The organism is Pantoea sp. Sc1 (assembly GCF_000255315.1).
Taxonomy (GTDB): Bacteria; Pseudomonadota; Gammaproteobacteria; order Enterobacterales; family Enterobacteriaceae; genus Pantoea; species Pantoea anthophila.
Map to the genome: position 1 here is coordinate 273322 of NZ_AJFP01000002.1, position 15472 is coordinate 288793.

The 15472-nt window shown below is 57.7% G+C and carries 14 protein-coding genes; 7 read left to right on the forward strand and 7 right to left on the reverse strand.

The window, feature by feature from the left end; all coding sequences use genetic code 11:
• The first annotated feature begins 6 nt into the window (after nucleotides 1–6).
• Nucleotides 7–642 (forward strand): urea amidolyase associated protein UAAP2, encoded by a 636-nt coding sequence (locus S7A_RS19125; RefSeq protein WP_009092979.1) that lies wholly within the window; start codon nucleotides 7–9, stop codon nucleotides 640–642.
• Nucleotides 643–806: 164 nt separating this feature from the next.
• A complete protein-coding gene (gene uca, locus S7A_RS19130) occupies nucleotides 807–4412 on the forward strand; it encodes an urea carboxylase (protein ID WP_009092980.1) in 3606 nt (1201 codons plus the stop codon).
• A gap of 41 nt (nucleotides 4413–4453) precedes the next feature.
• Here the strand turns inward: uca and S7A_RS19135 are convergent, their stop codons facing one another.
• Entirely contained in the window at nucleotides 4454–5356 is a 903-nt protein-coding gene (locus S7A_RS19135) for a LysR substrate-binding domain-containing protein (protein ID WP_009092981.1), read from the reverse strand.
• 100 nt (nucleotides 5357–5456) lie between these two features.
• Between S7A_RS19135 and S7A_RS19140 the strand changes: the two genes are divergently transcribed.
• Complete coding sequence (locus tag S7A_RS19140; protein ID WP_009092982.1) at nucleotides 5457–6230, forward strand: 2OG-Fe(II) oxygenase family protein; 774 nt, start codon at nucleotides 5457–5459, stop codon at nucleotides 6228–6230.
• Here S7A_RS19140 and S7A_RS19145 read toward each other — a convergent pair.
• The 3 genes from S7A_RS19145 to S7A_RS19155 form a co-directional block, all read right to left on the reverse strand.
• Nucleotides 6189–7292, reverse strand: coding sequence for a DUF2817 domain-containing protein (locus tag S7A_RS19145; protein WP_009092983.1), 1104 nt, complete (start codon nucleotides 7290–7292; stop codon nucleotides 6189–6191). The genes S7A_RS19140 and S7A_RS19145 overlap by 42 nt on opposite strands.
• A gap of 35 nt (nucleotides 7293–7327) precedes the next feature.
• Nucleotides 7328–8098, reverse strand: coding sequence for an ABC transporter substrate-binding protein (locus S7A_RS19150; RefSeq protein ID WP_009092984.1), 771 nt, complete (start codon nucleotides 8096–8098; stop codon nucleotides 7328–7330).
• Between the two features lie 166 nt (nucleotides 8099–8264).
• Nucleotides 8265–9173, reverse strand: coding sequence for a LysR family transcriptional regulator (locus S7A_RS19155; RefSeq protein ID WP_009092985.1), 909 nt, complete (start codon nucleotides 9171–9173; stop codon nucleotides 8265–8267).
• Nucleotides 9174–9297: 124 nt separating this feature from the next.
• Between S7A_RS19155 and S7A_RS19160 the strand changes: the two genes are divergently transcribed.
• Nucleotides 9298–10671, forward strand: coding sequence for an MFS transporter (locus S7A_RS19160; RefSeq protein WP_009092986.1), 1374 nt, complete (start codon nucleotides 9298–9300; stop codon nucleotides 10669–10671).
• A gap of 3 nt (nucleotides 10672–10674) precedes the next feature.
• On the forward strand, nucleotides 10675–11070 hold the full coding sequence (locus S7A_RS19165) for a hypothetical protein (protein WP_009092987.1): 396 nt from the start codon (nucleotides 10675–10677) through the stop codon (nucleotides 11068–11070).
• Nucleotides 11071–11264: 194 nt separating this feature from the next.
• On the opposite strand, the gene S7A_RS19170 is transcribed toward S7A_RS19165, so the two are convergent.
• The 3 genes from S7A_RS19170 to S7A_RS19180 form a co-directional block, all read right to left on the reverse strand.
• Complete coding sequence (locus tag S7A_RS19170) at nucleotides 11265–11573, reverse strand: type II toxin-antitoxin system RelE/ParE family toxin (protein WP_009092988.1); 309 nt, start codon at nucleotides 11571–11573, stop codon at nucleotides 11265–11267.
• Nucleotides 11573–11833: a type II toxin-antitoxin system ParD family antitoxin gene (locus tag S7A_RS19175; RefSeq protein ID WP_009092989.1), complete on the reverse strand. Its 261-nt coding sequence runs from the start codon at nucleotides 11831–11833 to the stop codon at nucleotides 11573–11575. The genes S7A_RS19170 and S7A_RS19175 overlap by 1 nt, the downstream gene beginning before the upstream one ends.
• Nucleotides 11834–12034: 201 nt before the next feature.
• Complete coding sequence (locus tag S7A_RS19180) at nucleotides 12035–13243, reverse strand: aldose 1-epimerase family protein (RefSeq protein ID WP_009092990.1); 1209 nt, start codon at nucleotides 13241–13243, stop codon at nucleotides 12035–12037.
• A 366-nt stretch (nucleotides 13244–13609) separates the two neighbouring features.
• Between S7A_RS19180 and S7A_RS19185 the strand changes: the two genes are divergently transcribed.
• The gene (locus S7A_RS19185) at nucleotides 13610–14167 is read left to right on the forward strand and encodes a peroxiredoxin (protein WP_009092991.1); all 558 of its coding nucleotides are present in this window, start codon (nucleotides 13610–13612) and stop codon (nucleotides 14165–14167) included.
• 24 nt (nucleotides 14168–14191) lie between these two features.
• Complete coding sequence (locus S7A_RS19190) at nucleotides 14192–15433, forward strand: protein-disulfide reductase DsbD (protein ID WP_009092992.1); 1242 nt, start codon at nucleotides 14192–14194, stop codon at nucleotides 15431–15433.
• Nucleotides 15434–15472: the final 39 nt, after the last annotated feature.

A 15472-nucleotide genomic window follows, 5' to 3' on the forward strand; every position in this document is an offset into this window, starting at 1 on the left:
GCTGTGATGACAGCGATTACCCCTGATTATCATCCTGAAACGGCCGTCTGGCGTCATGTGATCCCGGCCGGGGAGCCCTGTCTGTTCGAGGTCAAAAAAGGGCAGCGGCTGCGGCTGCTCGATCTCGAAGGTAACCAGGCGATCGATACCCTGTTCTATCGCGCCGATAACCCCCGCGAGCGTTACGATCCCCAGCGCACCCTGCGTCGTCAGGGAAAGGTCTATCTGACTACCGGCAGCGTGCTCTACTCCAATCTCGGTAATCCGCTGCTGACCCTGGTTGCCGATACCTGCGGACGCCACGACACCCTGGGCGGGGCCTGCTCCCAGGAGAGCAACACCGTGCGCTATGCCCACGATAAGCGCTACATGCATAGCTGCCGGGATAACTTTCTCTGCGCCTGCCTGCATGATGGCCGCCTTCACAAGCGCGACATCGGCGCCAATATCAACTTTTTTATGAACGTTCCGGTGACGCCGGAAGGGCGGCTGACCTTTGAAGATGGACTGTCAGCCCCCGGCAAATATGTTGATCTGATCGCGGCGTGTGACGTGATGGTGCTCATCTCGAACTGTCCCCAGCTCAATAACCCCTGCAACGGCTGGAACCCGACGCCTGCAGAGGTGCTGGTGTGGAACTGAATCTGCATCCGACAGCGCAACATCCGGGCCTGACATTCCCGCTCTGATCGATCGCCTGTCTGCCTCTACCGCCGCTGCACTGTTCAGGTGCCGGTCATCCCCGGGGACGGCCCCAGGGAATAGCAAATTCTGCGGGACGACCCGCCTCCCTGTGAGCATCACCTATGTTTGATACGTTACTGATTGCCAATCGCGGCGCGATCGCCTGCCGCATTCTGCGTACCCTGCACGCCATGCAGGTGAAAGGCATCGCCGTTTACTCTGAGGCTGACCTGAGCAGCCTGCATATCCGTGAGGCGGATAGCGCGATCAGCCTGGGCGACGGGCCCGCCGCGCAAACCTATCTGGTGGCGGAGAAGATCATCGCCGCCGCACGGCAGAGCGGGGCGAAAGCGATCCACCCCGGCTACGGTTTCCTCTCGGAAAATGCCGCCTTTGCCGAGGCATGCGAGGCGGCGGGCCTGATTTTTGTCGGCCCCACGCCGCAGCAGCTGCGTACTTTCGGCCTGAAACACACGGCACGCGCTCTGGCAAAAGCCGAAGGCGTTCCGCTGCTGGAGGGAAGTGAACTGCTGGCGGACCGCCATGAAGCCCGCCGGGCAGCGGCCCAGGTCGGCTATCCGGTCATGCTGAAAAGCACCGCAGGCGGCGGCGGCATCGGTATGCGCGTCTGCCGCGATGAGGATGAACTCGCCGACGCGTTTGACACTGTGCAGCGTCTTGGCCAGAACAACTTCAGCGATGCCGGGGTCTTTCTCGAAAAATATATCGAACGCGCCCGTCATCTTGAGGTACAGATTTTCGGTGATGGCAAAGGCGGAGTGATCGCGCTGGGGGTGCGTGACTGCTCGGTTCAGCGCCGTAATCAGAAAGTCATTGAAGAGACACCTGCACCCAATCTGCCTGGCGGCATGGCAGAGGCACTCTGTTCCGCCGCCATCGCCCTAGGCAAAGCGGTGAACTATCGCAGCGCCGGAACGGTGGAATTTGTCTATGACAGCGCGGCGCAGCACTTCTATTTTCTGGAAGTGAACACCCGCCTTCAGGTCGAACATGGGGTCACGGAGCAGGTGTGGGGGGTTGACCTGGTGCAGTGGATGATCGAACTGGCCGCCGGGGAGCTCCCGCCGCTGGATCGTTTAGCCGCCACGCTGAAACCACAGGGCCACGCCATTCAGGCCCGGATCTACGCGGAAGATCCGGGACGGCAGTTTCAGCCATCACCCGGTCTGCTGACCGATGTTTTTTTCCCGCCAGCCGGAGGAAAGACGCTGCGTATCGACCGCTGGGTGGAGGCGGGCAGTGAAGTGCCGCCCTTTTTCGATCCGATGCTGGCGAAAACCATCGCCTGCTGTCCCACTCGCGACGAAGCCATTGCCACGCTGGCTCAGGCGCTGGCGGAAACCCGGTTATATGGCGTCGAGACCAATCGCCTCTATCTGCTGCAGATACTGGCTTTTGCGCCATTCACCACGGGGGAACCCTGGACCCGCTGTCTGGAGCAGCTCGGTTATCACGCGGCCACGCTGGAGGTGCTGAGTGCCGGAACCCAGACCAGCGTGCAGGACTATCCCGGCCGTCTGGGCTACTGGGCGGTGGGGGTGCCCCCTTCGGGGCCGATGGATGACCGCGCGCTGCGCTTCGGCAACCGCCTGCTGGGCAACGCTGAGGGCGATGCCGCGCTTGAGATCACCCTTAACGGCCCGACCCTGAAACTGAATACCGATGTGCAGGCGGTGGTCTGCGGAGCGCCGCTCCCCGTCACGCTGGAGGGGGTCGATCAGCCGATGAATACTGTCTTTACTGTTCCGGCAGGCTCAACGCTGAAGCTGGGCGCGATCGCCGGTTCAGGCGTCAGAAGCTACCTCTGCCTGAGCGGCGGGATTCAGGTGCCGGATTATCTGGGGAGCAAAAGCACCTTTACGCTCGGCCAGTTCGGCGGACACGGAGGCCGGGCGCTGCGCAGCGGCGATGTGCTTCACCTGGCACCGCGCCCGGCCGACGTGACGGGCACATCACTGCCCGCCTCGCTCTGCACGGGGCTGGCCGCGGTGCGCACGCTGAGGGTGATTTATGGCCCCCACGGCGCGCCGGAGTTTTTTACGCCCGACTATATCGGGACTTTTTTTGCCACCGAATGGGAAGTGCACTTCAACTCCAGCCGTACCGGTGTTCGCCTGATTGGACCGAAGCCGATCTGGGCCCGCGAGAGCGGGGGTGAGGCGGGACTGCATCCTTCCAACATTCATGATAATCCTTACGCGATTGGCGCAGTGGATTTCACCGGCGACATGCCGGTCATTCTCGGTCCCGATGGCCCCAGTCTGGGCGGCTTCGTCTGCCCGGTGACGGTCATCGAAGCGGATCTCTGGCAGCTGGGGCAGCTTAAAGCCGGTGATAAAGTGCAGTTTGTGGCGGTGGACATTCCCACCGCCCGCCGACTGGCCGCAGGAGGACGTGCCGAGCTGGCAACGCTCGAGCCACAGGCGATCGCCTGGCAGCCGGCACCGCTCACGTCGCCTGTCGTGATGACCTGCGGTGAAAAGGATAAGCGTCTGGTGGCGCGTCTCTCAGGCGATACGCATCTGCTGCTGGAAGCTGGCGAGCCGGAACTGGATCTGGTGCTGCGTTTTCGCATCCACGCGCTGATGCAGGCGATGGAAGCGCAATCCCGTCCGGGGGTCGTTGATATCACGCCCGGCATCCGCTCCCTGCAGATCCATTTCCAGCCGGAAACCCTGACCCCGGAGGCGCTGCTGGCGTGGGTGCGGGAGGCGTGGGAGGGGGTCTGCACAAGTGATGACCTTCAGGTGCCGACGCGCGTGGTGCATCTGCCGCTCTCCTGGGACGATCCCGCCTGTCAGAAAGCGGTCGAAAAATATATGACCACCGTGCGGCAGGACGCCCCCTGGTGCCCGGACAACCTGGAGTTCATCCGCCGGATCAACGATCTGCCGGATAAACAAGCCGTATGGCAGACGGTGTTTGATGCCCGCTATCTGGTGATGGGGCTGGGCGACGTCTATCTCGGCGCGCCCGTCGCCACACCGCTGGATCCCCGCCATCGTCTGGTCACCACGAAATATAATCCGGCACGCACCTGGACAGCCGAAAACTCGGTGGGCATTGGCGGGGCTTATCTCTGTGTCTACGGCATGGAAGGGCCTGGCGGCTATCAGTTTGTTGGCCGCACGCTGCAGATGTGGAATCGCTATCGCGATGTCGCCGATTTTGGCGGTAAGCCCTGGCTGCTGCGCTTTTTCGACCAGATTCGTTTCTATCCGGTTTCGGCTGATGAGCTGCTGCAGATCCGTCGCGATTTTCCCGTAGGACGCTATCCGCTGCGCATAGAACAGGGCACGCTGCGGCTGGCGGAATATCAGCATTTCCTCGACCGCGAAGCCGGAAGCATCAGCGCGTTTCGTCAACATCAGCAACAGGCGTTCAATGCTGAGCGTGACCGCTGGCTAGCCAGCGGACAGGCACATTACACCACGCAGGAGAGTGAGGTGGCGGAAACGGGAGACGCGCCGCTTCAGGCCGGGGAGCAGGGCGTTGAAAGTCCGGTTTCCGGCAACCTTTGGCAGGTTCAGACGGCAGCGGGGTGCCGCGTGAAGGCGGGCGATACGCTGGTGGTGCTGGAATCGATGAAAATGGAAATTCCGCTGCTGGCCCCCTGTGACGGGGTGATTCAGCAGGTCAGCGTGCAGCCGGGCAGCGCCGTGCGGGCAGGACAGCGGGTAGCCATCATTCTTGAAGATCGGTCTTAACAGTCCTGCGTGACAGGGTCACCTGTCACGCAGAACACTTCTTAGCCTGCGCCCGCTTCACGCAGCCAGCCGATCAGCGCCTCGCTGCCCGGCTGACTCAGCGTGCGCTGCGGCCAGGCAAGATAATAGGGTTTGCTCAGCGGCAGACTGAAATCGTCGACAATCACCAGTTCGCCCCGCGCCAGCTCCGCCGCGATCAGGCGGCGCTGCCCCAGCAGCAGACCGGCCCCCGCCACGGCAGCATCAATTGCCAGCGAGGTCAGATTGAAACTGAATGCGGGCTGCGGAGCCGGTTCGTCCACGCCTCTGGCCTGAAACCAGCTTCGCCAGTCCGGCAGAAACCGGCCCTCATTGCCCCAGTCGAGGTGAATTAAAGGTGCCTGACGGAAGATCGTTTCTGGCGTATAGCGCTGGAGTAAGGCGGGGCTGGCAACCGGCAGCACCTCATCATGGAATAACCACTGTTTGTCCAGCTGCGGATAGCGATCTTCCCCAAAGCAGATGACGAAGTCTGCAGGCATCGCCGTGAAATCAACCTGCGCGTGCGTGCCGTGTAACGACAGATCGCTATCGGGGCAACAGGCGCGCCAGCTCGCCAGCCGGGGCAACAGCCATTTGGACGCCAGCGCCGGTAAGGCATAGAGCGTGAGTGTCGGCGCTTTCGCCGCATGGCGGATATTCTGCTGACCCAGGTGCAGGATATCAAAGGCTTCGGTGACGTAGCGCAGATAGGCCTTGCCGGTGTCAGTCAGCATCACGCCGCTCTGGGTGCGTAAAAAGAGCGCACTGCCGAGCTGCTCCTCCAGCTGACGAATCTGCTGGCTCACCGCCGCCGGCGTCAATGCCAGCTGGGCCGCCGCTTTCGCCAGGCTGCCCAGTTCGGCGGCCACTTTAAAGGACTGGATAACACTGATTTTGGGCAACCGGGGTGAGTGGGCAGGCATTAACGCTTCCTTATCAGGGTATTAAGTTTTTATCGTTACACAGGCTTAGCAGGCGACAGGTAGAGTAGCATCACTCCTGCTCATGATGAGAACTGTTGCTATGACTGACTCCCTGGTTCGTCTCGATCTTCATCCGCTGGCCGATCGTGGCTGGCGTCACCGCTGTCGTGAACAATTAAATCACGCTGGCGCGCTGGTCCTGCGTCAGTTCTTACAGACCGCCGCTCTGGAAGCGATAGTTCAGGAGGGCAACGCGCAGCGTCACCTGGCTTATCACACGCTCAGCAAACATAACGTTTATCTGATGAAACCTGATGCGGCCTTCAGCGCCGATCATCCGCGCAATCGTGACGTGATCAGCACCAAAGGCTGCATTACCGATGACGCTATTGCGACCGACTCCCCGCTGCGTCAGCTTTATACGGATGAGCTGTTCAAACAGTTCCTGTGCGACGTGCTGGGAGAGGACGCGCTCTATCCCTATGCCGATCCGCTTTCGTCGATCAACCTGCATTATGCGCCTCACGGCCAGGAGCTGGGCTGGCACTTTGACAACTCCTCTTTTGCTATCACCCTGCTGGTGCAAAAACCGCAGGCGGGCGGAGTGTTTCAGTATGTGAAGGATCTGCGGGATGCCGATGCCGGTGAGATGAATTATGCAGGCGTCGCGGCGGTGCTGGATGAACGCCAGCCGGTCGAGGCCCTGGCGATTGAGCCCGGCGATCTGGTGCTGTTTCGCGGGCGCAACGCCCTGCACCGCGTGACCCCGACCGAAGGTGAGGTGACCCGCATGCTGGCGGTGCTGGCTTACAACACGCAGCCCGGCATTGCGCTATCCGAAACCGCGCGGATGACTTTTTACGGCAGACTGTGAAATCAGGGCACGCCAGCCGCGCTCAAAGATTTGCTGCGTGCGGAAAGCCACTAACGCCCGCCAGTCTGCATCGCAGGGCCAGAATCCTTCGACAAGGTTTGCTTTGATCCTCTGGCCCTCTGCACTGGCGGGGTCGCCAGAGAGATGAAGCCAGTGATCGTCCCGCACCCGCCGATGCATCTCTTCCCCTTCATAAGTTCCGCATTCGACCACCAGCGGTAAAATCAGCGTACCGTCGAGGGCGGTCAGCAGATACTGTGACAGATAGCCTGTTGCGGTTGCCGTAATGCCGGTGGCGCTGTCCCGCCCGGCGCCGGTATAGAGCAGCGTCAGCCACTCGCTATAAATGTCTTTGCCCCACTCATGGGCGGCATAATGCTGCTCTGCAATGGAGAGCAGCATGGGATGGCCCCAGGCTCCGGCTCCGGTGTGGAGATCGAAGCTGATGATGGTTTTCGCCACGGAGAGATGCTGCGCAACGATCTCCGCCATCGTGTTAAAGGACCAGGCGGGCTGTGTTCCACCAAAGAAAAAGCCTTCAGCAGACGTATACTGCCCCGCTTCTGCAATGCGTTTAACTGCCTGCCAGCCGGTGTCACGCAGGACTTCGGCCAGCTGCCGATCAGCGCTGTCACGGTCGCCATGATATAGGGAGTGTAACCCGGCGTAGGCGGGGTTAGCGGGCAGCGGCTGGCTGAAGTCGATAAAATGACGGTTAAGATCGATATTATCTTCATTGACGCGCCGCAGATGAGCTGCGCCCCAGGGATTAAGCAGATGCACCAGCACCAGCGCCGTGTCAGCAGGGAGCGCGTTTTCGTCGCGCGTCTCCAGCCAGTCTATCTGGCAATCCGAACCATAATAACCTTCGACGCCGTGTATGCCGGAGATAACCAGCATCACGCGTGACGCGTCGGCAGGACCCCGTCGGGCCACATCCGTATAGAGCGCCTCGCCCTGCGGGCCAGGCAGGGGATGGCGGTAAGAGGTCACCACCGCACCTGTGCGCTCTGCAGCCACCAGAAAGCGTGCGCGCTGAACCTGATAGTCGGGCAAGGCCATAGTATCCAGACGCCTGCAATCGTCGCGCGGGACCGTCACGGGTAAACCCTGAATCTGAAGTACTTTCTGGTCAGCTGGTCGTAGGTGCCGTTGTGATGAAGCTCCGCCAGCGCCGCGTTGATCATCTTCAGGTTAGCATCATCGCCCTTGCGTAACGCGATACCCACACCATCGCCAAATATCGCTTTATCCACCAGGGTGCCTTTAATGGCGTAGGGCTTGCCTTCCTGAGTGGTGAGAAATCCCTGCTCAGCGGAGACCGCGTTGGCCAGGCTGCCATCGAGACGCCCGGCAACCAGATCGGGATAGACCTCCATCTGATTAGGGTAAGAGATGACTTTCACGCCCTGGCCTTCCCATTTAGTTTTGGCGTACGTTTCCTGAATGGTGCCCTGAGCCACCCCGATCGTCTTGCCGCGTAATGTGGCAACGTCGGTCGTCAGATTACTGGCCGCCGGTGCCAGTAACGCACTGGGGGTGTTATAGAGCATGTCACTGAAAGCCACCTGCTGGCGACGCTTATCGGTCATCGACATCGCTGACAGGATGGCATCAAATTTCTTCGCCTGAAGGGCAGGGATGCTGCTGTCGAACCCCATCTGCACCCACTGACACTTCACCTTTGCCTGCGCACAGATGGCATTACCAATATCAATGTCAAAACCCTGCAGCGACCCATCTGCCGCCTTAGATTCAAAAGGGGGGAATGTCGGGTCAACCCCGAAGCGCAGCGTCTGCTGCGCCAGAGCCACCTGTGAGAAAGCGGTGAGCGAAAACAGTAACGCGAGAGAGACGTTCTTTTTCATGTTTATTTCCCCGAGTCAGGTGAATGTCATAGTGACCTCAGATTTAATAGCATGGGGGTTCTCTCATCACCAGCGAATAACCGCACTGAACCAGAGCAAAATCTTATAGTAATAAAGGGGTTAGCGGGTTTTTATGCGGTATTAACTTTTGCTTAATGACGGATCATTACCCTCTGAGGGACGTGAGCCGCTGATGCAGGAAATCGATAAACGATCGGACTTTCTCAGGCACATGGCGCGTATTGGGGTAGAGCGCATAAATCCCCTGCTGCGGAAAGTGATGATCGGGCAGCAAGCGAACTAATCCGCCATTCGCAATGTCATCTGCGACAAGCCACTCAGGCAGGATCGCCACACCTGCCCCTGATAACGCAAAAGCCCGTAAAGATGAGGCGCTGTCGGCGACAATCCTGGCGGGGTGACGGGCGCTCAGAAGCACACTCTCTCCGTCCGGGGTCACTATCTGCCAGCTTAAGGGCGTCGACAGACGACTGTGCGCTATCCATGTTGCTGACGCGAGCTGTTCGGGATTCTGGATGGCGGAGTCAGCCAGGGTGTTGAGATAAGAGGGCGCTGCGACCGCATAAATCGCAAACTGATCGAGACGTCGCGCATGATGAGTCGAATCGGCAAGATGACCCAGTCGTATCGCCACATCAAAGCGCCCGGCAATAAGGTCATCGGTCTGAGACGATGACACATGCTGTATCCGCAGCTGAGGGTGTTTTTCCGCAAACGCAGCCAGGGCTGGCACGATGACGCGCGCACCATACTCAGGGGTAGTCGTAATCCTTAGTGAGCCGCTTAATCCTGTGTGATCGCCGCGAACATCCTCCAGCACGCTTTCCGCATCCTGAAGCAGCTGAAGGCAGCGATGATAAAATCGTTCGCCGGTATCGGTGGCTGAAACACGTCGGGTGCTTCTGACGAGTAACGAGACACCCAGCTCTTCTTCAAGCTGTTTGATGTTGAAGCTCACGACGGCCCGGGTAAGTCCGAGCGTCTGAGCGGCCCCGGTAAAACTGCCAGCCCCGACGACGGCGACGAAGATTCCCAGCCGCTGCATATTGATCATTGTGCTTCCTTTGGGTGAGACCATTGTCAAAATAATTTTGACAGTGTAACAAGCGGGAGTGAATTTATCCCCATACTGGCTCCCCCTATACTGCGTGCCTCCTGTTCTCTACGCCGGAAAAAATATGAGTTATCGCGGGCGCGTGGCCAGCCTTTACCTGCTGGGTTTTTTCGTCGACTTAGTGAATATGTTTATCGCCAATGTGGCATACCCTGAGATCGGCAGACAGTTTGATGCACCGGTGAGCCAGCTGGCTTGGATAAGTAATGGTTACATCCTGGGTCTGACACTGGTCATCCCGCTGAGTGGCTGGCTGGCCAGACGTATAGGGTCCAGACGCCTGTTTATGCTTTCACTGCTGGTTTTTATGGCTGGCACCTGTGGCACAGGCGCATCAACCTCAATGGCTCAGCTCATCCTATGGCGTTTCATCCAGGGCCTCGGTGGTGGACTGTTGATCCCCCTGGGTCAGACGATGACTTATCAGCTCTACAGGAGCAGTGAACGCGCAAAGTTATCGTCTGCCGTCATGCTGGTAGCTTTGCTCGCACCTGCACTTTCGCCTCTGTTGGGGGGTGTGCTGGTGGAGAGCCTGAGCTGGCGCTGGGTGTTCCTGATCAGCCTGCCACTCGCGGGTGTGGCGTTTGTCCTGGCGGCATGCTGGCTGAAAGCAGAGAGGGTGGTGGAATCATCTGAAGCTCTGGACCTGGTGGGTTTAATCAGCAGCTGTACCGCACTCACGCTGATCCTTCTCGGACTGACCGTGCTGGGTGAAGCTGACCGCTTTGCTCAGGGGGCAGGGATGCTGCTAATGGGTGTGATAACGCTGGCTGGCTACGTGAAGAACGCGCTGGGAAAGCGCCATCCCCTGATTAACCTGCACCTTGTCAGGGAGCCGCTTCTGCAGACCGCCATGCTGATTTATCAGTTCATACCCGGGGTGTTCACCGGGGTCAGTATGCTCACCATGCTCTATCTGCAAAACCAGCTCGCTATGCACGCAGGCTTTGCGGGCGCACTGATGCTGCCATGGTCACTGGCTTCCTTTGCCGCCATCAGTCTGACCGGCAGGCGATTTAACCTCTGGGGACCGCGCCCGCTGTTTATCGCTGGATGTCTGGTGCAGGCTGCAGGTATTGGCATGCTGGCAATGACAGACCAGACAGCAGATGCCGTTGTTTTTGTCATCGCATTCACGTTGATGGGATTGGGTGGCAGCTTGTGTAGCAGCACGGCTCAGAGTTCTGCATTTATTCAAATCACCCATAACGATCTGGCTGATGCCAGTGCCATATGGAATATCAACCGGCAACTCAGTTTTTGCCTGGGTGTCACACTGGTCAGCCTGCTGTTTAACCTGCTGGTGAATACAGGCTTCCCGGTGATGCGCGCTTATCATCTCTGTTTTGTTATAGCGGCATGCAGCGCTGTCATCCCTGTGCTGTGCTGTTTTCGTATTTCAAATCAAAAGGTTGTCAGTACACTTAATGAGGAGTGAAAAATGAACCGTTACTGTCAGGAAGTTCTGGATGCCCATACGCTGATCAGCCGCTGGCTCGGCGATGAAGCGGCTCACGATGACGTTTGCGAGAAACTGCTGGGCCGTTTTAGTCCTGCGTTCTCCATGGTGACACCGGGCGGCGCCGTGATGGACTTTGCTGCTCTGAACACTTTTTTCCGCACGCAGCGCGGGGCAAGACCGGGTCTGAACATTGATATCGGCGATATGCAGGTCATTGCTGAAGGCGAAAAATCTGCCACCGTCGTCTATAAAGAGTGGCAGCAGCTTCCCGGACAAAGCGCCACACTCCGTTTTTCTACGGTGGTGTTTGAATCAGAGGATGATGGCAATATACGATGGCGCCATCTGCACGAGACAGCGTTGCCGCAGGCATAAAATCAGATGGCCGCTAAATGCGCATAATCTATCTTATGTTAAATAGGGTCTCTCAGACATTCAGGGGGGTCGATGCGACATCAACTCACCTGCTGTTCAGGTTCTTTAGTCACATGGAGGCAGTAGCGTTACTACTCCGGAAGAGTTTTTATGATTAATTTCAGCGGTGATGTACTCAGTTAGTCCGGTCAAAATTAGCTTTCTGGCGGCTCCCGCTCAGATAAAAGCGTAATAACATCCCGCGAGCTATGCAGAAATCTTTCTATACGTACTTCGTAATCCATCACCCTGAACACAATAAGATATCGTCCGTAAGCACAACTTCTGATGCTCTGACCCAGTTCCGGTCTTTCCCGGTAGATAGCTGGGGACTCCGCTATCAGCAGACACTGCTGATACAGTTCTTCCATAAAACTTATCGCACGGATCGGGTTATCCTGCGCAATATAGTCACCGATGGCCTCCAGATCCTGTTCTGCCAGAGGCGACAGACCCAGTTTCATTACGCTTTACCACCCTCGGCCTGCCGCCGATATTTCTGCGAAAGGCGACTAAACACCTCTTCCGCGTTTTTACTCTCGCCGCTCTCTATGCCAGCGCTGACTGCTTTTTGCAGAGCATCAAGTTTCATCTGTTGCTCACGTTCTTCAAGCGCTCTGAGTCCCGCACGGATCACTTCACTGGTGTTGTTATATCGCCCGCTTTCTATCTGGTCTCGTATAAATGCTTCAAAATAAGGGCTTAGGGCTACGCTTGTTGGCATGATGACACTCCCTCCGGGTTACTATCAGTTAATAACTATTAGTATTTCAGAGTTATCTTTCCCCATCAACTTTCGGCTTCATGAGTTCCGGCAATTTTGCCGAATAAGTAACTTTGCATCGGCCAACGGTGTGCTCTCGCAATGGCACTGCTGATACATAACGTTAAACCCCGGCAATTTAGCCGGGGTCAGAATCACGCGTTACTCTTTCGCGATCGGCGTCTCGCTCTCGTCAATCTTCGTCTCGCCCTGAATGCTCCTGATGCGTTTCTCTACGTCACTGACCTGCTCGCTGCTGTGCAGCAGGGTGTAAGTCAGATCAAACGCGGTGCTGGCACCCGGCTGCAGCTGCTTCACGCGCTTCTGCTCACGTTCAATCGTCACCGGATAGGCATAACTGGTACCGGGTTCAATGCCGGTGACATAACCCTGTTTCAGGGTGTCGGTATTTTTCCACAGGGTCAGCAGCGGCAGCTGGCGGGTATCAAACTGAATTGAGGCACCGCCCGTCCCGGCTTTATTGATGACTGCGGCAACGGTCTGGTGATTGCTGTCCGACAGCGGCTTGATGTTAAACACCATCTCATCAAAATCTTTGGTCGGACCTTTATAGGTCTGCCACTCTTTTAATCCGGCTTTGGCATAGTCGTTGAACGGACTGATACCGGACATCGGTGCCAGGAAGCGTGCGCCCTCTTCCAGAATCGGCGTGCCGAAGTTGCTGTGATAGATGATCTGATAGTCGTGCGGATAGTCAGCATGGTTGGTCAGCACATCATGCAGGCTGAAGCTGTTACTGCCCGGCACATAGCGCAGTTCGGTCAGGGTCTGCAAATCGGCTTTCTTAAAGGTGCTCTCTTTAATCAGACCCCGAATGCGGATCTCATGGGGTGCCGCGTCAGCCACCTCAACTTCCAGCTGAGAGACGGGTGTGTTACCGGCTTTGCCGTGCAGCGTATAGATGCGCCCTTCGTCCGTCACCGGATGACCGGTCCATTCATAGCCGCAGCGCACCATCATCTCATTAAAGCCATCCAGCCAGCCCAGGCCATTACGGCTTTCAAGATTGATGTAAGCCGGGTTGACCACCTCTTTCACGGGAGAATCCCAGCCCATACGGGAACCAAAACCTTCCACGCGCAACAGATTCATCCCGCGGGTCGGACTCAGCGTAATGGTCAGGCCATCCTGACTGCGAATCGTCAGGATCTTACTGCCCTCCTGCTTACCGCCATGAAGCACTTTCTGTTCGATGCTGAACGGTTTACCCTGCAACTTCAGCTCACCGCTGGAAATCTGCCAGTTTCCCTGCTCAGTGCCCTGTTCAGCACTCGTCAGCACCCAGGTTTTTGCCGCAGCAGAACCTGAAACCAGCACCGCCAGTACCGTTAACGCCAGTTTAATCTTCATTTATAGCTCCGTTAGCTGAATCGTTTTTTCATAACATAAGTAAAATTTACTGACTGAAGGTTAAAAGAAACGTGACGATGCTCACCTGACGTGAAATGGCTCTGTTTTAGCGACAGTAATGCGGGCTGAATCACATAAAAAGCGTCCGGAAATGAATAATCACGACGGATTTTGTGAAATTGAACTTGCCTGGCTTTACTCGATTCAGCGTGTGACACGCACTGTTCGCATAACCGGCAGATAACAGTGGATTAAAAAAACGATAAAAAAATTTTCAGACGCCGCAACTTTTTCCGTTTTTAAACGAACCTGTTAACAGGGACGTCAGACAACCCCGTCTGATCGTCAATGGAGAGAGTAAAGCCAATGAAAAAGACCCTGAAAACCCTGGCTGTCGCGACGCTGCTGGCCCTTAGCGTTCCGGCAACCTCCGCCTTTGCGGCATTACAGGCTGGAGAGAAAGCGCCAGATTTTAAACTGGATGCGGCCCTCGCGGGTAAATCCACCACCTTTTCACTGCAACAGGCCCTGAAAAAAGGCCCGGTTGTGCTCTACTTTTTCCCTGCGGCCTTCAGTGCGGGCTGTACGCTGGAAGCGCACGATTTTGCTGAAGCGACCGACGAGTTCAGTAAACTGGGTGCGACCGTCATTGGCGTGACCGCGGGTAACACCGATCAGATTGCGAAGTTCTCTCAGCTTGAGTGCCGTGACAAGTTTACCGTTGCCGCCGATCCGGGTGCGAAAGTTGCCGCAGAGTATAAGAGCACGATGGAGATGAAGGGGCAGAAGGTGTCAGACCGCACCTCTTACGTCATCGCGCCCGATGGAAAAATCCTGCTGAGCTACACCGATAAAAACCCTGACGCGCATATCCAGAAAGCCATGGATGCCGTTAAGAAATATCGTCAGGCCAACCCGGCATAACTTCATCATCTGAGCAGGTAAATCATGCTGACTGCGATTGCAGCCGCCTTTCTGGGCGGCATTATACTGAACCTCATGCCCTGCGTGTTTCCGGTGATTTCACTGAAAGCGCTGAGCCTGATCCGCCATCATGCCACCCCTTCGCACGCCAGAGCGGAGGGCGTGGCGTTTCTGCTGGGCGTCGTGGTGACCATGGTCGCCCTGACGGCGGTGCTGCTGCTGGCACGGGCAGGCGGTGCATCGGTGGGCTGGGGCTTTCAGCTGCAATCGCCACTGGTCATTGCTGCCCTGATTCTGGTGATGCTGGGTTCGGCGCTGAACCTGCTCGGACTGTTTGAAGTCGGGCTGTCGATACAGCGGGTTGGCGGCGTGGGAAGCGACCGCGGTGGTCTGGTGGGGTCGGCACTGACCGGCGCGCTGGCTATTATCGTCGCCACGCCCTGTAGCGCACCTTTTATGGCGAGCGCAGTAGGCTACGCGCTGACGCAGCCCCCGCTGGTCAGCCTGGTGATCTTTATCGCGCTGGCGCTGGGCTTCGCTGCCCCCTTCACCCTGATCTCCTTTTTCCCGGTACTGGCGCGGATTCTGCCAAAACCGGGCGCCTGGATGAACACGCTCAAACAGGGCCTGGCCTTCCCGATGCTCGGCGCGGTGGGCTGGTTGATCTGGGTGCTGGAACGTCAGGCAGGCTCAGCCGCTCTGGCCGCAATTCTGGCCTGCTGCCTGCTGCTGAGTTTTGCAGCGTGGCTGTATGGCATGGCGCAGAAACGCCGTATGATGGATCAGCGTCACGGGCTGCTGCATGTTGCCACCGCGTTTTTTCTCGCGCTGGTCGTGGTGCCTTTGATGAACCTTAACAGTTTTGCCGCCGCGCCTGCCGACACAGATACCGCCTCACAGGCGGCCGCTGCCGTTGCCTGGTCACCGCAAAACGTTGACGCGATCAAAGGCCAGGGCAAGCCCATTTTAGTGAACTTCACGGCCTCCTGGTGTATCACCTGTCAGGTCAACGACCGCACCTCGCTGTCGACGCAGGCGGTAAAAGCCGCGATGGCGCGCACCAGTACGATCTACATGGTGGCGGACTCCACCCAGTACAATCCTGATGTGGAACAGGCACTCAGCGACTTCGGTCGTGGCGGACTCCCGCTCTACGTGGTCTACCCGGCTGACGGGGGGAAACCGGAAGTGCTGCCACAGGTGCTGACGCCGGGGATTGTCATATCAGCGCTGGATAAGGCGACGGAAAAAGGAAAGAAAACCTGAGACAACTAATAAAACGCGCGCCCGGGGCGCTGACCGGCT

Bases quoted from the DNA above. Each gene is read 5' to 3' on its own strand.
- S7A_RS19125 (WP_009092979.1), top strand. From the start codon at position 7: ATGACAGCGATTACCCCTGATTATCATCCTGAAACGGCCGTCTGGCGT.
- uca (WP_009092980.1), top strand. From the start codon at position 807: ATGTTTGATACGTTACTGATTGCCAATCGCGGCGCGATCGCCTGCCGC.
- S7A_RS19135 (WP_009092981.1), bottom strand. From the start codon at position 5,356: ATGCCTGCCCACTCACCCCGGTTGCCCAAAATCAGTGTTATCCAGTCC.
- S7A_RS19140 (WP_009092982.1), top strand. From the start codon at position 5,457: ATGACTGACTCCCTGGTTCGTCTCGATCTTCATCCGCTGGCCGATCGT.
- S7A_RS19145 (WP_009092983.1), bottom strand. From the start codon at position 7,292: ATGGCCTTGCCCGACTATCAGGTTCAGCGCGCACGCTTTCTGGTGGCT.
- S7A_RS19150 (WP_009092984.1), bottom strand. From the start codon at position 8,098: ATGAAAAAGAACGTCTCTCTCGCGTTACTGTTTTCGCTCACCGCTTTC.
- S7A_RS19155 (WP_009092985.1), bottom strand. From the start codon at position 9,173: ATGATCAATATGCAGCGGCTGGGAATCTTCGTCGCCGTCGTCGGGGCT.
- S7A_RS19160 (WP_009092986.1), top strand. From the start codon at position 9,298: ATGAGTTATCGCGGGCGCGTGGCCAGCCTTTACCTGCTGGGTTTTTTC.
- S7A_RS19165 (WP_009092987.1), top strand. From the start codon at position 10,675: ATGAACCGTTACTGTCAGGAAGTTCTGGATGCCCATACGCTGATCAGC.
- S7A_RS19170 (WP_009092988.1), bottom strand. From the start codon at position 11,573: ATGAAACTGGGTCTGTCGCCTCTGGCAGAACAGGATCTGGAGGCCATC.
- S7A_RS19175 (WP_009092989.1), bottom strand. From the start codon at position 11,833: ATGCCAACAAGCGTAGCCCTAAGCCCTTATTTTGAAGCATTTATACGA.
- S7A_RS19180 (WP_009092990.1), bottom strand. From the start codon at position 13,243: ATGAAGATTAAACTGGCGTTAACGGTACTGGCGGTGCTGGTTTCAGGT.
- S7A_RS19185 (WP_009092991.1), top strand. From the start codon at position 13,610: ATGAAAAAGACCCTGAAAACCCTGGCTGTCGCGACGCTGCTGGCCCTT.
- S7A_RS19190 (WP_009092992.1), top strand. From the start codon at position 14,192: ATGCTGACTGCGATTGCAGCCGCCTTTCTGGGCGGCATTATACTGAAC.